This window comes from Candidatus Synchoanobacter obligatus (assembly GCF_024259865.1).
GTDB classification, from domain to species: Bacteria; Pseudomonadota; Gammaproteobacteria; order Comchoanobacterales; family Comchoanobacteraceae; genus Synchoanobacter; species Synchoanobacter obligatus.
In genome coordinates, this window is record NZ_JAKUDN010000002.1 from 324990 (window position 1) to 339829 (window position 14840).

The 14840-nt window shown below is 42.4% G+C and carries 17 protein-coding genes; 10 read left to right on the forward strand and 7 right to left on the reverse strand.

The window, feature by feature from the left end; translation table 11 throughout:
• Positions 1-2 precede the first annotated feature (2 nt).
• The 3 genes from MKS91_RS03405 to MKS91_RS03415 all read right to left on the reverse strand — a co-directional run bounded on the left by MKS91_RS03405 (position 3) and on the right by MKS91_RS03415 (position 1423).
• Entirely contained in the window at positions 3-353 is a 351-nt protein-coding gene (locus tag MKS91_RS03405; protein WP_258569439.1) for a hypothetical protein, read from the reverse strand.
• A complete protein-coding gene (gene icmW / locus MKS91_RS03410; RefSeq protein WP_258569440.1) occupies positions 343-780 on the reverse strand; it encodes a type IVB secretion system protein IcmW in 438 nt (145 codons plus the stop codon). Before icmW ends, MKS91_RS03405 begins: the two co-directional genes overlap by 11 nt.
• 64 nt (positions 781-844) lie before the next feature.
• Complete coding sequence (locus tag MKS91_RS03415; RefSeq protein WP_258569441.1) at positions 845-1423, reverse strand: 4'-phosphopantetheinyl transferase family protein; 579 nt, start codon at positions 1421-1423, stop codon at positions 845-847.
• Between the two features lie 83 nt (positions 1424-1506).
• On the opposite strand from MKS91_RS03415, the gene ssb reads away from it, so the two are divergent.
• From ssb to MKS91_RS03430, 3 genes are read left to right on the forward strand one after another with little or no spacing between them, the layout of a single operon-like run.
• Positions 1507-1935, forward strand: a complete 429-nt coding sequence (gene ssb, locus MKS91_RS03420) for a single-stranded DNA-binding protein (protein WP_258569442.1) — start codon at positions 1507-1509, stop codon at positions 1933-1935.
• 17 nt (positions 1936-1952) lie between these two features.
• Positions 1953-4511 (forward strand): aconitate hydratase AcnA, encoded by a 2559-nt coding sequence (acnA, locus tag MKS91_RS03425; RefSeq protein WP_258569443.1) that lies wholly within the window; start codon positions 1953-1955, stop codon positions 4509-4511.
• Between the two features lie 60 nt (positions 4512-4571).
• The gene (locus tag MKS91_RS03430; protein ID WP_258569444.1) at positions 4572-4940 is read left to right on the forward strand and encodes a hypothetical protein; all 369 of its coding nucleotides are present in this window, start codon (positions 4572-4574) and stop codon (positions 4938-4940) included.
• A gap of 291 nt (positions 4941-5231) precedes the next feature.
• Here MKS91_RS03430 and MKS91_RS03435 read toward each other — a convergent pair whose 3' ends face one another.
• Positions 5232-5471: a hypothetical protein gene (locus tag MKS91_RS03435; RefSeq protein ID WP_258569445.1), complete on the reverse strand. Its 240-nt coding sequence runs from the start codon at positions 5469-5471 to the stop codon at positions 5232-5234.
• Positions 5472-5738: 267 nt separating this feature from the next.
• Positions 5739-5987 (reverse strand): hypothetical protein, encoded by a 249-nt coding sequence (locus MKS91_RS03440; RefSeq protein WP_258569446.1) that lies wholly within the window; start codon positions 5985-5987, stop codon positions 5739-5741.
• A 4-nt stretch (positions 5988-5991) separates the two neighbouring features.
• Between MKS91_RS03440 and MKS91_RS03445 the strand changes: the two genes are divergently transcribed.
• From MKS91_RS03445 to MKS91_RS03455, 3 genes are all read left to right on the forward strand, one after another.
• Complete coding sequence (locus MKS91_RS03445; RefSeq protein WP_258569447.1) at positions 5992-7401, forward strand: M16 family metallopeptidase; 1410 nt, start codon at positions 5992-5994, stop codon at positions 7399-7401.
• A gap of 1 nt (position 7402) precedes the next feature.
• Positions 7403-8650: a M16 family metallopeptidase gene (locus MKS91_RS03450; RefSeq protein ID WP_258569448.1), complete on the forward strand. Its 1248-nt coding sequence runs from the start codon at positions 7403-7405 to the stop codon at positions 8648-8650.
• A 111-nt stretch (positions 8651-8761) separates the two neighbouring features.
• Complete coding sequence (locus MKS91_RS03455; protein WP_258569449.1) at positions 8762-9331, forward strand: hypothetical protein; 570 nt, start codon at positions 8762-8764, stop codon at positions 9329-9331.
• Here MKS91_RS03455 and rph read toward each other — a convergent pair.
• Complete coding sequence (rph, locus tag MKS91_RS03460) at positions 9328-10038, reverse strand: ribonuclease PH (protein WP_258569450.1); 711 nt, start codon at positions 10036-10038, stop codon at positions 9328-9330. The genes MKS91_RS03455 and rph overlap by 4 nt on opposite strands.
• A 79-nt stretch (positions 10039-10117) precedes the next feature.
• Here rph and gmk point away from each other — a divergent pair, with 79 nt between their 5' ends.
• From gmk to MKS91_RS03480, 4 genes are all read left to right on the forward strand, one after another.
• Positions 10118-10654 (forward strand): guanylate kinase, encoded by a 537-nt coding sequence (gmk, locus tag MKS91_RS03465; RefSeq protein ID WP_258569451.1) that lies wholly within the window; start codon positions 10118-10120, stop codon positions 10652-10654.
• A 68-nt stretch (positions 10655-10722) separates the two neighbouring features.
• Positions 10723-10947 carry a DNA-directed RNA polymerase subunit omega gene (gene rpoZ, locus MKS91_RS03470; RefSeq protein ID WP_258569452.1) on the forward strand — a complete coding sequence of 75 codons (225 nt, stop codon included), beginning with the start codon at positions 10723-10725 and terminating at the stop codon, positions 10945-10947.
• A gap of 14 nt (positions 10948-10961) precedes the next feature.
• Positions 10962-13079, forward strand: a complete 2118-nt coding sequence (locus MKS91_RS03475) for a RelA/SpoT family protein (RefSeq protein ID WP_258569453.1) — start codon at positions 10962-10964, stop codon at positions 13077-13079.
• Positions 13049-14170 carry an FAD-dependent oxidoreductase gene (locus MKS91_RS03480; protein WP_258569454.1) on the forward strand — a complete coding sequence of 374 codons (1122 nt, stop codon included), beginning with the start codon at positions 13049-13051 and terminating at the stop codon, positions 14168-14170. The genes MKS91_RS03475 and MKS91_RS03480 overlap by 31 nt, the downstream gene beginning before the upstream one ends.
• Here the strand turns inward: MKS91_RS03480 and MKS91_RS03485 are convergent.
• Complete coding sequence (locus MKS91_RS03485; protein ID WP_258569455.1) at positions 14157-14807, reverse strand: hypothetical protein; 651 nt, start codon at positions 14805-14807, stop codon at positions 14157-14159. The two genes, MKS91_RS03480 and MKS91_RS03485, sit on opposite strands and share 14 nt — an antisense overlap.
• Positions 14808-14840 lie beyond the last annotated feature (33 nt).

The window sequence follows — 14840 nt, forward strand, 5'->3', positions numbered from 1 at the left end:
GGTTAGCCCTCCTTTTGAGGGGTGCTGTAAGCACCAGGGGTATAGGGTTTGAATGTGAGGTCAGTGGTTTGTTGGTAAGACGCTTTTCTTTTAGGGGCGCGTTTTTTTCTTGATTTTGCTGAGCTATCAAAGATAACGGTAGAAGGCGTTTCAGAGGCGTTCGCGGTTTCTTTCTGAGAGGGTGTTTGAGAGTCAACTTGCAGGCTAAATTTTTGGCACATGGCTTTTTTTTGAGAGGAACTTTGGTTGGTCACCTGGCCACAAATAGTTTGGTAGCGTTCCTGGCTCATGGCAAAAGGGTATATGGCGATCAATAGCAGTGCTAAGTGGGTCATTGAGTATCTAAGCTTCATAAAGTTTCTGTACTAACTGGATTCGTTGGGGAGAGAGAATGCGCTCAATGATTCTCATGCGTTCAAAAATAAGGTTACGTTGCAGGAAGATATAGCAAGATTCGTCTTCAGAGGCACTTTGTTCGGCAGCTTTGATCATTTTGGTTGCAAGGCCAGGTGCTGCAGTATCCGATAATTGCATGACACGAAGCTTTTGACTTAAATGCAGTAATGCACAGGTAGACACCAGATGCTTGGGGTCAAGGTTAGAAGACTCGGTGATTTTATCAATCAATCCTTCGAGTTTACCCAGAGCCTCATTAACAGAAGAATCGTCTTTTGTTACCCAGCTTTCTGTGTTTTCAATGAAATCAATGATGTGATAAATAGACCCACCCATGAATTCACGCCAGAATTGCTGAGAAGCTTCATGACTTAGCTTGTTCATCGCCATATGTCCTTAAATCGTACCTTTGTTATTTTAGCGGATTGAATGCGACTTTTCTATAGGATTATATGTTTTTTTTCCAGATGACAGAATCAATAGGGGTGTTTGATACGGCAGCAAAGCTAGGGTTGGATGAATAATAATGATCGTAGCCTTCTTGTTTTAGGCGTTGAAGGATGTTGGTTTTAAGGGTGCTCATAAAAGGGTTTTGGGTGCATTTGTAGTAAGATTCAGCAAGAGACCAGTGCTGCATAAGCATCTCTATAGAAGTGTCTTGGGGCAGCTGGCACTTTTGAATTAGCGTATCAGGGGACTTTGGGGGGCTGATTTGTAGGTCAATGCCAAGTTGTGAGGCTTTGATGATGCCCACCAGCCAAATATTTTGGCTATGAGACAAGCTAATGCTGTAATCACTCTCTATTAGGGGTTTGCCTTCGGGGCTATAAAGCAAAGCAGTAGGGGCGATGTTATAGACGCTTAGCAAATCTCGGAGTAGATAACGTGTTTGTTGGTACAAGATGCGGTTTTTTGTATTGAGTCGTGAGAGTTTGTCCGCTTCATAGGGTGTTAGCAGATAGGTTTTGTGGTGAGGTAATTGTTGTAAGTCAAACTGATGAACAATGAGGGGATTGGATGGTGGCATATCATGAATAAAATTTTAAATACATTATAGCGTAACTCAAGAACAAATGATACAGTGGGCTTAAGTTACATAAAGGGGAAAACATGAGTCGTGGTTTAAATAAAGCAATGATAATAGGAAACGTAGGGCAAGACCCTGAAATCAGGTATCTACCAAATGAGAGTGCGGTGGTAACTTTGAGTGTGGCAACATCAGAGAGCTGGAAGGACAAGCAGACAGGTCAAATGCAAGATCGTGTAGAGTGGCACCGTGTGGTTATTTTTGGAAAGCTAGCAGAAATTGCTGGGAAATATGTTCGCAAAGGCTCTAAGTTGTATTTAGAAGGTAGCATCCGTACCAGGAAGTGGGCAGATAACCAAGGGAATGATCGTTACACAACTGAGATTGTTGCGAATGAAATGCAAATGTTAGACTCACGTGGTGAGGCTGGTGCTGCTCCAACAATGCCAACAGAGCGTCCAGCATCAGAACCTGCAGCAGCGAGCAATATTGAGGATGATATCCCGTTTTAATCATTAGGAGGATTGTGGTGGATCAAGGATCGACACTCACGTACCAGGGAAAATCTTATCATATTGTAGACAGTACCAGTATTCCTTATTGGCGGCAGCTGCCTTACTGTTTACGGATATTGTTAGAGAATGTGTTGAGGAATGATCCGCACAATCACCAGAAGTGGGTTGAGACCTTTCAGCAGTGGTTGGAAGGTCAGCACCCTGAAACAGCCTTTTATCCTGCCAGGGTCTTGATGCAGGATTTAACGGGTGTCCCTGCGTTGGTTGATTTAACTGCTATGCGTGATGCCATGAAGGATTTAGGTGGTGATCCTGCTGCGATTAATCCACGGTGTCAGGTGGATTTGGTCATAGATCATTCTGTAACGGTAGATTTTGCTAAAGATGCCGCATCCTTTGAGAAAAATGTGGCGCTTGAGGTTCAAAAGAATACCGAGCGTTATGAGTTATTAAAATGGGCGCAAGGTGCGTTTGAGAATGTCCGTATTGTGCCACCGGGTAAAGGGATCTGTCATCAGGTGAATCTTGAGTATTTGGCCAGTTTGGTGATGGAAAAGGATGGGTATCTTTTTCCGGATACATTGGTGGGTTTAGACAGTCATACCACCATGATCAATGGTTTGGGAATATTGGGCTGGGGTGTTGGTGGTATTGAGGCAGAAGCAGCAATGCTGGGACAGCCGGTAAGTTTGAAGCTTCCCAAAGTTATTGGTGTTTATTTGAGCGGTCGATTAAAGCCAGGAGTCACTGCAACTGATCTGGTATTGCACATGACGCAATACTTAAGGACACATGGTGTTGTTGGGCAATTTGTAGAGTTTGTTGGTCCGGGAGCGAGTGCATTGTCCTTGGCAGAGCGGGCGACAGTAGCCAATATGGCGCCTGAGTTCGGTGCCACATGTGCATTTTTCCCAGCTGATGATGCCACGTTGGATTATTTGGCATTAACGGGGCGTGATCAAGCATTGATTGCTCGCAGTAGGGCTTATTCTGAGAAGATGTCTTTGATGTGGGATAAAGACGAAGTGATTGAGTATTCTGAGCTAATAGAGTTTCATTTACACGATGTTGAGCCTTGTATTGCCGGTCCTAAGCGTCCTGAGCAAAGGCTGCCATTGGTTGATGTGAAGCCGTCACTGGCAACGTTAGCGTACGACAAAAATCGCTTGAGTGATGCTTCTGTGGTGATTGCTGCAATCACCAGTTGTACCAATACGTCAAATCCTTCGGTATTGATTGCGGCAGGTTTGTTGGCACAAAATGCGGTTGCAAAAGGGCTTGCTGTGCCAGAATGGGTCAAAACGTCTTTTGCGCCAGGGTCAAGGGTCGTGATTGATTACTTAAAGCAGCTTGGTTTGATGGAAGATTTAGAGGCGTTGGGTTTTTATTTGGTTGGTTTTGGATGCACAACATGTATTGGGAATTCAGGTCCACTGGACCCTAAAGTTGCAGAGTATATTGAAAAACATGATCTTAAGGTTGGTGCTGTACTGTCAGGTAATAGAAACTTTGAGGGGCGTGTGCATCCGCAGACGCAGTATAATTATTTGGCGTCACCGCCGTTGGTTGTTGCCTATGCCCTGGCGGGAACTGTGGCCATTGATTTTGATCAAGAGCCGCTTGGAGAGTATGAAGGGCGTCCGGTTTATTTAAAAGACATTTGGCCGGATGACGCAGCGATTCAGTCGGCAGTGAAAACGGTTACCTCCCAAATGTTTGCAAAGGAATACCAAGGGATTTTTGAAGGAACTGTTGATTGGGAGCGTATCCAAACAAAAGCTGGCACGCAGTTTCATTGGCAAGATGTATCAACGTATATACGACAGCCAAACTTTTTTCAGGGGATTTCAGCACAGCCGGGTCAGCTTGAAGACATTGTTGATGCCAGGGTGTTGGCTGTCTTTGGAGATAGTGTGACGACGGATCATATTTCTCCTGCGGGTATGATTGCGCCTGAGAGTGCTGCAGCAGAATATTTGTATCAAAAGGGGGTGGCAAAAGACGGGTTGCATTCATATGGTGCCAGGCGGGGAAATGCTGATGTTATGGTTCGAGGAACGTTTGCGAATATCCGTATTAAAAACTTAGTAAGTGATCGAGAGGGTGGTTTTAGTAGGCATTATCCCAGTGGTGAAGTAGGTTATATCTATGATGTGGCCATGAACTATATTGCGGATAGTTGTCCAACGGTCGTATTTGCTGGAAAGTTTTATGGGACGGGATCATCACGAGACTGGGCTGCAAAAGGTACCAAGTTGCTGGGTGTAAAGGCTGTGATTGCAGAAAGCTTTGAGAGAATTCATCGCTCCAATCTTATTGGAATGGGGGTTCTGCCATGTGTTTTGATTGATCATCAGGTTGCCAAGCTGGGCTTAAAGGGGGATGAATTGGTCTCGATTGCGGGTATTGGTGATATTGAGAAGCCAAAGCAAGAGCTGGTGTTGAAAATTGTCTCAGATCATGAAGAAAGGTTGTTGCCTATTAGGGTTGAAATTGATACGGCCAATGAATTACAATATTTTAAGCATGGTGGTATTCTATCTTATATGCTTCGCAGCTTTATTGGGAAATAAGTGTTGATTTTCATCTGTTTTTAGATTAAAATCTTGGCTGATTAAGATAGGTAAGTACACATGAATAAAAAACTCACAATCGCTCACGAAAACTTTTTGAGTGCCATATTTATTACTGTTGCAGGTGGCGTTTTATTGCCGATGTACCCTGTGTCTAAGACAATTTTTCCTGCTGTTTTAGGAGTGTTGTTGTTTCTGGGAAGCATGTTGTCATCGCTTTTGTTGACTGGCTGGAGTCAAACTAAAAATAAGGCGGTGCGCTCATTTTTGGATATAGCATTCTTCGCTGGATATTTTTCTTTTGGTAGCTTTGCTGGCCCTTTGCTTGCGAATGTAACGATTGAGTCATTTGGACTATTGTTTGCTTCGACATTTTTGATCATGTTTGCTTCGACATTTTTGATCATGTTTTACCTTCAAAGTCGGTAATATCAGTCTATAATAAACATGGGCAGTCATTTTGTTTGTCATGTTTGTTGAGGGTTAATCCCGATTCAAGCTTAAAAGGCTGGTTACAAAGGTTGTAGCTAGCCTTTATGGTTTTTAGAGGCTTTGGGCCTCATGTTTTTTTATAGAGGGGCTTCTTGGCTCTCAATAAGTCCTTTGCTCGATCCAGAAGCGCTTCTTGTGCTACGAGACTATGCTGCCGTGGTTTGGCCTCAAATATCCTGACTCCAGTGCCTTTTAAGTCACTCTTGATCGTCTTCATGCTATTTTTGATTAGCGACTAGTATCGTTCCCGTCAACTGTTGTCTCAAGAACAGATTTTGCTGAGTATGCTGTTGTATCAGCCCACTCAAGCAATTCCATAACAGGAGCTAAAGCATCTTTTTGAATCAGTGTATGTAAAACCCATGCAATATTTTCACAGATAGTGTGTGCAGAATCATCATCGGGATTTTCTGATGCTGTCGCTAAAAATCCTCTGAATGCTTCAGGCGTTATTTCTCCTTTAGCCATGTGCTCCCTAATTTGTTGCAGTCGTCTGCGTCATCATGCATCAGTGCGCTTGTGACGCTGTCATTAAGGGGGCAGATTCTGTGGCAGTAGTTGGTGATTTGGTATCACCACCGCTGACTGGTTGTGTGGCAACTTCCGTGCTACTATAGTCTCCTTCTTCTGATTCACCCCCGCTATCTGGTGTGGCAGCGCCACCGAGAGATTCTTTGCTAGTCTGATTTTTAAAAAGATGCTCCCATTCTCTTAGGTATTGTTCTACTTCCTTTGTTAGATGATAATCGCTAAATGCTTGGGGGTTAATGCTTGGGGGTTAATGCTTGGTCCGCTTTGGGGGAGCTCGATTTCTTGGAGACCGGAACAGCCATCAAAGGCTTTTGCGTCTAGCATCTTGCCCCCCTTCTTCAACGATAATTTTCCTGATAATATCAGGGTGATGGTTGACAGCTTTTGTACGTCTTCATTTTTCACTACCTCCGTCGCCGACGTAATGATTGGTGTTGTGTTTTCTATTCTCATAGATATGTCTTATATTGTTGGTTTTGAAGTTATAATGCATCATTTAAGTTTGGCATATTTTTTTATCGATGGGCATGTCTTGCGGGGTACATTTCATCGTGGTATGATCAATTTGATTAATTTAGAGAAGAAGATGGCATACTTTAAGGAGTTGGAGCAGGCTCACGGCGCCAAGAGGTTTGAGATGGTTGCAAATGGGATGCAAGTGATTTTAATGCCAAATGCAATTGCTCCAGTTGCAGGTTTCCAAGTGACATATCATGTTGGTTCAAGGAATGAGGGTGTGGGGCATACTGGTGCAACGCATCTTTTAGAGCATTTGATGTTTAAAGGTTCAAAGAACTTTAATAAAGAAAAAAACAATAACATTGATCAATTGGAGAACGTTGGGGCGATTTTGAATGCAACGACCTGGTTGGATCGTACCAATTATTTTGAAGTGCTACCTAAAGCCCATTTAGAGAAGGCTATTGCGATTGAGGCGGATAGAATGCGACATGCATTTATCGCTGAAGAAGATCGTCAAGCTGAAATGACTGTGGTTAGAAATGAGTTTGAGCGGGATGAGAACAGTCCAATGTCAGCACTACATAAAAATATGTGGTCTACGGCATATGTGGCGCATCCATATCATCATAATACCATTGGATGGTTGTCTGATATTGAGAATGTCAGTATTGAGCGTTTAAAAGCGTTTTATGATACATTTTATTGGCCAAATAATGCGACAGTAACGGTTGTAGGAGATTTTGAAGAGACAGCGGTTCTTGACTTGATTCAAAAATATTTTGGTCATATTTCCAGAAGTGCACATGAGATCCCAGAAGTTTACACTACAGAGCCAAAGCAAGATGGGCCTAAACGTTTGGTGGTTAAGCGGTCAGGTAGTCCTGGAATTGTTGCAGTGGCCTTCAAAACGCCTAAAGGTTTGGATGAGGCGCATTTGCATATGCAGCTAATCTCTGGGGTGTTACAAATGGGTAAGTCAAGTCGTTTGTATAAGCGTTTGGTGGCTAAGGGCTTGGCGTTATCACTGTATGCTGAAGATTATCCTAATATTGATGAGGGGCTTCTGGTGTTGTATGCGAGTTTGACGCCGAAGGCTACGCATGAAGAAGTTGAGGCGATTATCTTAGAAGAGATTGAGAAGATTAAATCAAAGACGATTCCAGTTGCAGAGTTAGAGCGGGTGAAAGCAATGATTGAGGCAGACCAAGTCTATCAGCGTGGTAGTTTCTTCAGTAGCTTGAATCAGGTTAACGAAGCCATTGCATTAAAAGATTGGCGTTACTATCTCGATCTTCCTGAAAAAATGGCCAAAATTTCAGGAGAAGCGATTCAAATAACAGCAAAGAAATATTTGGATGAAGACCAATCCACTACTGGGTATTTTGTGCCAAAAGAAGGAGTATAGTATGAAAATAGAGTCAATGCACTCAGGGTCAATGAGCTACCATGTTTTGAACACTGCACATGAAGGGTTTATAACGGGTGTGTGTATGGTGCCATCTGGGATTGTTCATGCCAGTTATCAAAAACGGCTTTTGCCACATTTATTGGCAGAAATGCTGGGGTTGGGCACAAAGAGTAAAACAGAGGATGCAATCAACACTGCGCTTGAGTCGAAAGGAATCTTGTTAAGTATCTCAGTATCTAGCCATTTCATGAAGGTTTCATTTACGTGTTTAAAACGAGATTTTGCAACACTTGTATTATTGATTGCAGAGCAGCTTCAAGAACCACGCTTTGATAAAGAGGCCTTTGATCATTTGACTTCTCGTTTTGAGACATATTTTGAAAGTTTAAAAGATGACACCAGTTATTTAGCGGCAGCATCACTGTCCCAGGTATTGTATCCGGAGGGGCATATGATGAGGCAGGCCATGCCTTCTGAGATGTTAGAGGTATTAAAAAAAATGTCATTAAAAGACATTCAGTCTTATCATGCCGAATATGATCCGTTCATGCATGCGCAGTGGATTGTGGTGGGTGATGTGACTTTAGCAGATGTTGAGAAAGCGTGTGATCAGCTGAAAACCAAACAAGGTCAAGCATTGGCAATGGCTCGTGATACAATGTTACCGCTTGCGGTAAAAGCACAGAAAAAAACCGTTAAGGTGAAAGATAAGCAAAGTGTCGATGTTAGAATGGGCCATATTATGGCGCTTGATGAGCATCATCCTGACTTTTTGCCATTAAAGTTGGCTATTGATGCACTGGGAGGAAGTTTTTCTGCACGTTTAATGAGAACCGTGCGAGATGAAGATGGTCTTACCTATAATGTGGGAAGTGCTATGGAAGCATGTGTTCCAGGGCATCATGGGCATTGGTTTGTGTATGGATCCTTTTCACCAGCATTGTTAGATAAGGGCATTGCGTCCATTAATAAGCAGTTAAAGTTGTGGGTGAAAGAGGGGGTCTCGCAGACAGAGCTTGATGAACGAAAAAATGGTATGATCGGTAAATATACGGTAGTGGGTTTAAGCTCTGCTTCAGGGTTGGCGATGAGAATGGCACAAAATATGAATCAAGGTTATGATCTGGAGCATTTATACCAATTGCCTGAAAAGATTGAGGCTGTCACTTTAGATCAAGTCAACCAAGCGTTAAAGACATATATTGATTTGGATAAACTGGTTACAGTGTGTGCCGGAAGTATCTAAAGTTAAAGACTTTATACTGTTTGTTTCTAAAAGATGAGTGGTTTTTAGGGCACTGAGGCTTATTATGACAGTCGGCCACAGTTTCAGAGCGGTATAGAAAGGTGGTGAGTGATGATGCGTAAATATGTGTCTAACAATATGATTAACTTATGTGCAATTGCCGTCTTGGCATGTGTCAGCCAAGGTTTTGCATTGCATGTGGTTTATCTATATACCTTAAGTTATGTCTTTTATATTGCAAGGCCTAAGTTTATTGCTCAAACTGAGATGTTGGATATTATAAGCCCCCAAGCAAAGCTGCTGTTGGTGGCGTTTTGTGCCATGATTTATGCCTATGTCGCTATTTTTTTCTTTGGATATGGGCCGGTTATGGCATTTTATGGTCAGTTGTCCCAGTGGGTTTTGGCTTTTAGTGCTTTGATCTCATTGTGCTGTTCTGATAAGGATCAGGAGCAATATGGTTTGCTGCGAATGTTTGGGCCGTTTATATTGACGATGATTGCAACCCTATACCCCGTTATTCATGTTGCCTCACCAGCTCTGACAAACCCAAGAAGTGCTCAGGTGATAGGATATATCTTAAACGTTGCACGAGTCATGACATTATTGGTTCCGGAGTATCGACACAAGCTGGGAAGCCTTGCTGTCGATGGTGGTCCTGAGCACTTGAAAGCCGATTAATGGTTATAAGGATAAGGTGTTTGGAGGACGGCTTTTTGTTGCTGAATAATGCGCTCAATCTCAGGCCAAGCCAGGTCTAAAAGTTCATTGAGCGTTGTGCGTGAGAAGGGTTTCTTTTCAGCAGTGCCTTGAATCTCGATTAGGTCTCCATGCTCATTCATAATGATGTTAAGATCAACTTCTGCTTTATGGTCTTGGTTATAGTCAAGATCAATAAAAGGTTTTCCCTTCACAATGCCTGCTGATATGGCGCCTACCAAGAAGTTAACCGGGTCGCTTTTTATTTTGTTGTCATGTTGTAGTTTTTGGATGCCTCGAATTAAAGCAATTTGACCACCATTGATGGCATGGCACCGGGTGCTGCCATCGGCTTGAAGTACATCACAGTCAATAATAATGGTATGTCCAGAGAAGGCTTTTAAGTTAATGCTGGTACGGAGGCTTCGGCCAATGAGACGTTGAATCTCTGAGCTTCTCGGGGATATTTTTCCACGTTGAATGTCTCTGTCCGTTCGGGTATGGGTGGCACGAGGTAGCATATTATATTCTGCGGTCAGCCATGCTTGATTGCTGTCTCTGAGAAACCTTGGTACTGAATCAATCACGCTGCTGGTACATAAGATACAGGTATTTTCAGCTTGGATCTCAATGTTGCCCTCTCCCCAGCGTGTTGGGTGTTCGATAATTTTCAGTGATCTTGCGTTCATATTTTCAATCATTGTGTGCTTAATATGGATTATTGCGTAAATTAGCGGTAAAGTAAACTGTTAATCAAGGATTTAATATATGTTAAAACAAAATATTTTTGTCATGACAGGGCCATCCGGTGTGGGTAAGTCTGTTTTGGTGAATCGGCTTATTGAATCTGGGTTGGTAAAGCGTTGTATTACGTGTACAACCCGTCAAATGCGCTCTGGAGAGACTCCTGGAGTCGATTATCACTTTTATTCTGAGGCAGTATTCTCAGATAAGGTGTCTAAGGGGGAGTTTTTAGAGGTAAACCAGCATTATGAAAATTGGTATGGTGTTCGGCATCAAGATATTGATGCAATGCTTGATCAGCATAATGTGGTGTTGCTATTGAATTGGGAGGGTGCGCTGAAAATAAAGGCAGATTACCCTAATGCCATGACCATTTTTTTAGAGCCGCCATCTTTACAGATATTAGAGAAACGGTTGAAAAATAGAGATGATTCAGCCAAGCGTATGGTTTATGCTCATGAGGATATGCAACATGTGGATGATTTTGACTATCGGCTGCTGAACGATAATATTGACAAAACGTTTGACATGCTATGTGAGATAATTCATGAAGCGGGATAATATTGTGAAATACTATTGCTATTCAGTGGTTTTTATGTATAATTAGGTGTTTCATGAGGTAAATATATATGGCAAGAATTACAGTTGATGATTGTGAAAAAGCAGGTAGCCGCTTTGATATTATTATGATGGCTGCGAAAAGAGCAAGAGAAATTCGAGATGGTTCACCAACTGCTGTGGATGCAGATGGTCATAAAGCACCAGTTATTGCATTAAAAGAAATCGCTGAGGGATATTTAACGGAAGACGGCTTATCTATGCCATATGATGATGAGGATAGTGCTGCTGAGTAATAAGGATTGTATGAATGGATTCATTGCATGCTTTTTCAGAGATCCAGCATACACTTGGATATTTAGCACCTGAGTATGTTGCTCAGGTTGAAAAAGCGTTTTATTTTGCTAAAAAGGCGCATTTCTCTCAATCACGCTTGTCTGGTGGGCCGTATATATCACACCCGTTGCAAGTTGCAGAGGTATTGGCGTTATTGAAGCTAGATCATCATACCATTATTGCAGGTTTGTTACATGATGTTGTTGAAGATACGGCGGTAACCTTAGAGGAAGTTGTAGAAGAGTTTGGTGAGGATGTTGCGACCATTGTTGATGGTGTCACCAAAATTAGTAAAGTGAAATACCAAGATCTTGTTGCCTATCAGGCAGAAAATTACCGCAAGATGTTTATGGCAATGACCAAGGATGTAAGGGTAATTTTTGTCAAACTGGCAGACCGCTTGCACAACATGCGAACATGTCAAGTCATGGCTTTGGCGTCTAAGCGTAGAATAGCGAAAGAAACCATGGATGTGTATGCACCTCTTGCGAAGCGGTTGGGAATGCACAACATGTCTCAAGAGCTTTATGAGCTAAGTTTTGCAGCCTGTTACCCAATCAGGTATCTTATTTTGCTCGATCATATGTATCGGGCAAACTCTGTTCAAGCAGATGTTTTAGCGCATTTAACCAATCAGATTAAAACTCAGGCTAAGGCGCAGGGGATAAAGGTTGTTGATGTATCATTTAGAGAGAAAAAGTTATTTGGTATTTATCAAAAAATGCGTTTGAAGCAAGCGAGATTCTCGGACTTAATGGACGTTTATGCCTTAAGGATTTGTGTTGAGAGTGTGACGGAGTGTTATCAATTGTTGGGTATTGTGCACAGTTTGTATCAGCCAAAATTTCGTTTGTTTAAAGATTATATTGCGTCACCAAAGAGCAATGGTTATCGGTCTATTCATACCGTATTGTTTGGTCCTTATGATATGCCAATTGAGATACAAATTAGAACCACAGAAATGCATTTGGTTGCCACCAAGGGTGTTGCGGCACATTGGGTTTATAAGTTGGGTACATCGATATCAAATCAACAAAAGCAGCAGGATTGGTTTAAGCGTTTGGTAAAAGCACAACAGGTGTGCAGTGATAATAAAGATTATTTAAGCTTGGTGAAGCATCAGTTGTTTGAAGATCAGGTATATGTATTAACACCAAAAGGAAAAGTCTTTGAGTTAAAGAAAGGCGCGACGGTATTAGACTTTGCCTATCAGGTTCATACCGATATTGGTCATAGCTGTATTGCGGCTGAGGTTGATAGAGTGCAAGCGCCTTTGCATCAGGCTCTTATGAACGGTCAAACAGTCCGTGTCTATACAGATAGCCAATGTACGCCGTGTTCTGAGTGGCTGGGCTTTGTCACCACAGCCAAGGCTCGGTCGAGTATTAAACAGTTTTTGAAAGACAATAAGATGCTGACAGAAAGGAAGATTGGTCAGCAGATTTTAAGTGCGGCGTTAAAAATTCGTGGGTTTGAAGGACCTTTGTCACAAAAAGTGTTTCACCATGTTGCAGAAGTATTGCAGGTGCCGAGTAGTCGGGATCTGTTTGAGAAGTTGGCATTGGGGTCGATGAAAGTTGATGGTGCAATGGATCAATATTTTGCAGTGGTTCAAAGGGGGTACGCAGGGAATGAATGTGGAAGCATGCTATTGAATGCAGAGGCTTGTGCGGGAATGATTATGGCAAAATGCTGTTACCCAGTGCATGGCGATAAATCATGTGTGGTTAAAGGATCAAAGGGTATGGAAGTGCATCGCTCCGTTTGTCGAGGCGTTGATCGGGCGCCAGACTCTGCGGTTGTTCGGTGGGATGAGTCTTTGAATATGTTTTTTGAGTCATATATCCGAGTAGAGATGGCTGATGGTGGGAAAAGTTTGGCGTATGTGATCGCTATGATTGTGGATATGCGGTCATCAGTTTTATTGGTTAGATCGGTTGAGTCAAGTGGCGTTATGGTTTATCATATCAAAGTAACCGTTGAGTCATTATCGCATTTAATGTTGATTATCCAAAGCCTCAATCAGATTAAAATGGTACACACAGCAAATAGAGAAATAAGATGCGGATTATTATCATCGGCTCAGGGTTAGCCGGCCAGTTGGCATTAAGAGATATTCGAGCCTTGAATGAAGCGGTTGAGGTTCTGATGTTCAGTGAGCATGAGGCGGGGTTTTATTCGAAGCCCAGCTTATCGAATGTGTTTACCCAAGGGAAGCAGCCTAGAGATCTGGTGGTGCAGTCGGAAGATGAGGTTGCAATGTCTCTGTCTTGTAAAATGATCAATGAGCCTGTGATTAAGGTCGATACTCAAGAAAAGACCGTAGTGAGTGAGAAACAAACGTATCAATATGACAAATTAATTTTTGCTGTTGGTGCCAATCCTATTACACCACCATGGCTCAATGAGTCTGAGAATGTTTTTCAAGTGAATCATTTGGAAGAGTATGAAGCATTTCATCAGCGCATCAACCAGAAGACGACGGTAACCATTATTGGCGGTGGGCTGATTGGTGTCGAATTTGCGCATGATATTGCACCCCATTGCCAGCAGGTTACGGTGGTGGAAAAAATGCCGACATTGATGGCCAGTATGCTGCCAGCAGAGATTGGTCAAGCTTTGTGTGGCGCATTAACTGATCGGGGGGTAAAGGTTCTATTGAATCAAGATATTGTGTCATTGAATGACCGAGGTAGTGGTGTGGATATCTTTTGTAAAGACCTTTCTTTTCAGTCTGATATTGTGCTAGGAGCCATAGGAATACGCCCTAATATTGCGTTGGCAAAAGCATCAGAGCTTTTGGTGGATATGGGGATTACAGTGAATGAATATGGTCAAACATCAGACCCGGATGTTTATGCTCTGGGTGACTGTGCCCAGGTGCAGGGGTTGGTGAAATGCTATGTTGCACCAATTCGTATCTGTGCCAAGGTTGTGGCTCAAAATGTGTTGGGAGGTAAAGAAAAGATACAGTATCCTCCTATGCCTGTGATGCTAAAAACACCTTCCTTTCCTGTTTGCTTTTGTTATCGCAGTATGCCTTCAGAGTGGCAGGTGAGTCATGATGATTCGGGTATTGAAGCCTTGGCTTATGATAAAGGCGTCTTGGTTGGATTTGCTTTGAGTCAAGGGAAAGCCATTAAAAGAGCATCTTTAAAAGAAGCGATGGCTAATTGGTTGTAAAGTGTTTGATCCATGTTAGCAGTTGTTTAAAGGTTTCTTGATCGTTGTCATTATTGGGGCTGTAATTGGTGATCGCCAATGTTTGTGGTTTGAGGTGTTTCAATTGTTTCAAAATCTGTATGTGGTCATTTTTATGGGGATTGTTTGCAGCGAGAAAACTGGCATCAATAACCAGAATCAAAGGTTTTTGAGGTTCAATGAGATCATCGATATTGTCAGTTAGCTGGTGTTTGCCGATTTGGTTGATATCGGAGTGAATGTCATGCAAGGCAATGATTTGTTTGAGATCTGTTTGATGGGCAAGTAGGTCCATGTAGGGTGCTGGTAATATGTTTTCATCGTCAGAAAGCAATAGCATTTGGTAGTTGTGGTTATAGCCTGCGCTAATGCCAAAAAGGGCTGAAATGTCGCCACCAATAACCAATGTGCGCTTTTGTTGGTAATACTGGATGTAATTACTGAGTTGTAAACTGCATGTTTTTAGATTATTCTCGGCGTGGTTGTCTTTAGGGTATATGGTTCCAATCCAAGAGAGGTGACTGGTTTCTGGGGTGTTATAGAATAGCGCAGGAGCGATATGTGTTTGGCTGGTTTTATTAACCTGGCTAAGTGCATAGCCTATAGTATGTATGGTCATGGCAAAAAAGTGTTAGAGATCCATGACAAATAG

What these genes read in the sequence shown, in the direction of transcription:
- MKS91_RS03405 (WP_258569439.1), bottom strand. Translation starts at nt 353, where the DNA reads ATGAAGCTTAGATACTCAATGACCCACTTAGCACTGCTATTGATCGCC.
- icmW (WP_258569440.1), bottom strand. Translation starts at nt 780, where the DNA reads ATGAACAAGCTAAGTCATGAAGCTTCTCAGCAATTCTGGCGTGAATTC.
- MKS91_RS03415 (WP_258569441.1), bottom strand. Translation starts at nt 1,423, where the DNA reads ATGCCACCATCCAATCCCCTCATTGTTCATCAGTTTGACTTACAACAA.
- ssb (WP_258569442.1), top strand. Translation starts at nt 1,507, where the DNA reads ATGAGTCGTGGTTTAAATAAAGCAATGATAATAGGAAACGTAGGGCAA.
- MKS91_RS03430 (WP_258569444.1), top strand. Translation starts at nt 4,572, where the DNA reads ATGAATAAAAAACTCACAATCGCTCACGAAAACTTTTTGAGTGCCATA.
- MKS91_RS03435 (WP_258569445.1), bottom strand. Translation starts at nt 5,471, where the DNA reads ATGGCTAAAGGAGAAATAACGCCTGAAGCATTCAGAGGATTTTTAGCG.
- MKS91_RS03440 (WP_258569446.1), bottom strand. Translation starts at nt 5,987, where the DNA reads ATGAGAATAGAAAACACAACACCAATCATTACGTCGGCGACGGAGGTA.
- MKS91_RS03445 (WP_258569447.1), top strand. Translation starts at nt 5,992, where the DNA reads ATGTCTTATATTGTTGGTTTTGAAGTTATAATGCATCATTTAAGTTTG.
- MKS91_RS03450 (WP_258569448.1), top strand. Translation starts at nt 7,403, where the DNA reads ATGAAAATAGAGTCAATGCACTCAGGGTCAATGAGCTACCATGTTTTG.
- MKS91_RS03455 (WP_258569449.1), top strand. Translation starts at nt 8,762, where the DNA reads ATGATGCGTAAATATGTGTCTAACAATATGATTAACTTATGTGCAATT.
- rph (WP_258569450.1), bottom strand. Translation starts at nt 10,038, where the DNA reads ATGAACGCAAGATCACTGAAAATTATCGAACACCCAACACGCTGGGGA.
- gmk (WP_258569451.1), top strand. Translation starts at nt 10,118, where the DNA reads ATGTTAAAACAAAATATTTTTGTCATGACAGGGCCATCCGGTGTGGGT.
- rpoZ (WP_258569452.1), top strand. Translation starts at nt 10,723, where the DNA reads ATGGCAAGAATTACAGTTGATGATTGTGAAAAAGCAGGTAGCCGCTTT.
- MKS91_RS03475 (WP_258569453.1), top strand. Translation starts at nt 10,962, where the DNA reads ATGGATTCATTGCATGCTTTTTCAGAGATCCAGCATACACTTGGATAT.
- MKS91_RS03480 (WP_258569454.1), top strand. Translation starts at nt 13,049, where the DNA reads ATGCGGATTATTATCATCGGCTCAGGGTTAGCCGGCCAGTTGGCATTA.
- MKS91_RS03485 (WP_258569455.1), bottom strand. Translation starts at nt 14,807, where the DNA reads ATGACCATACATACTATAGGCTATGCACTTAGCCAGGTTAATAAAACC.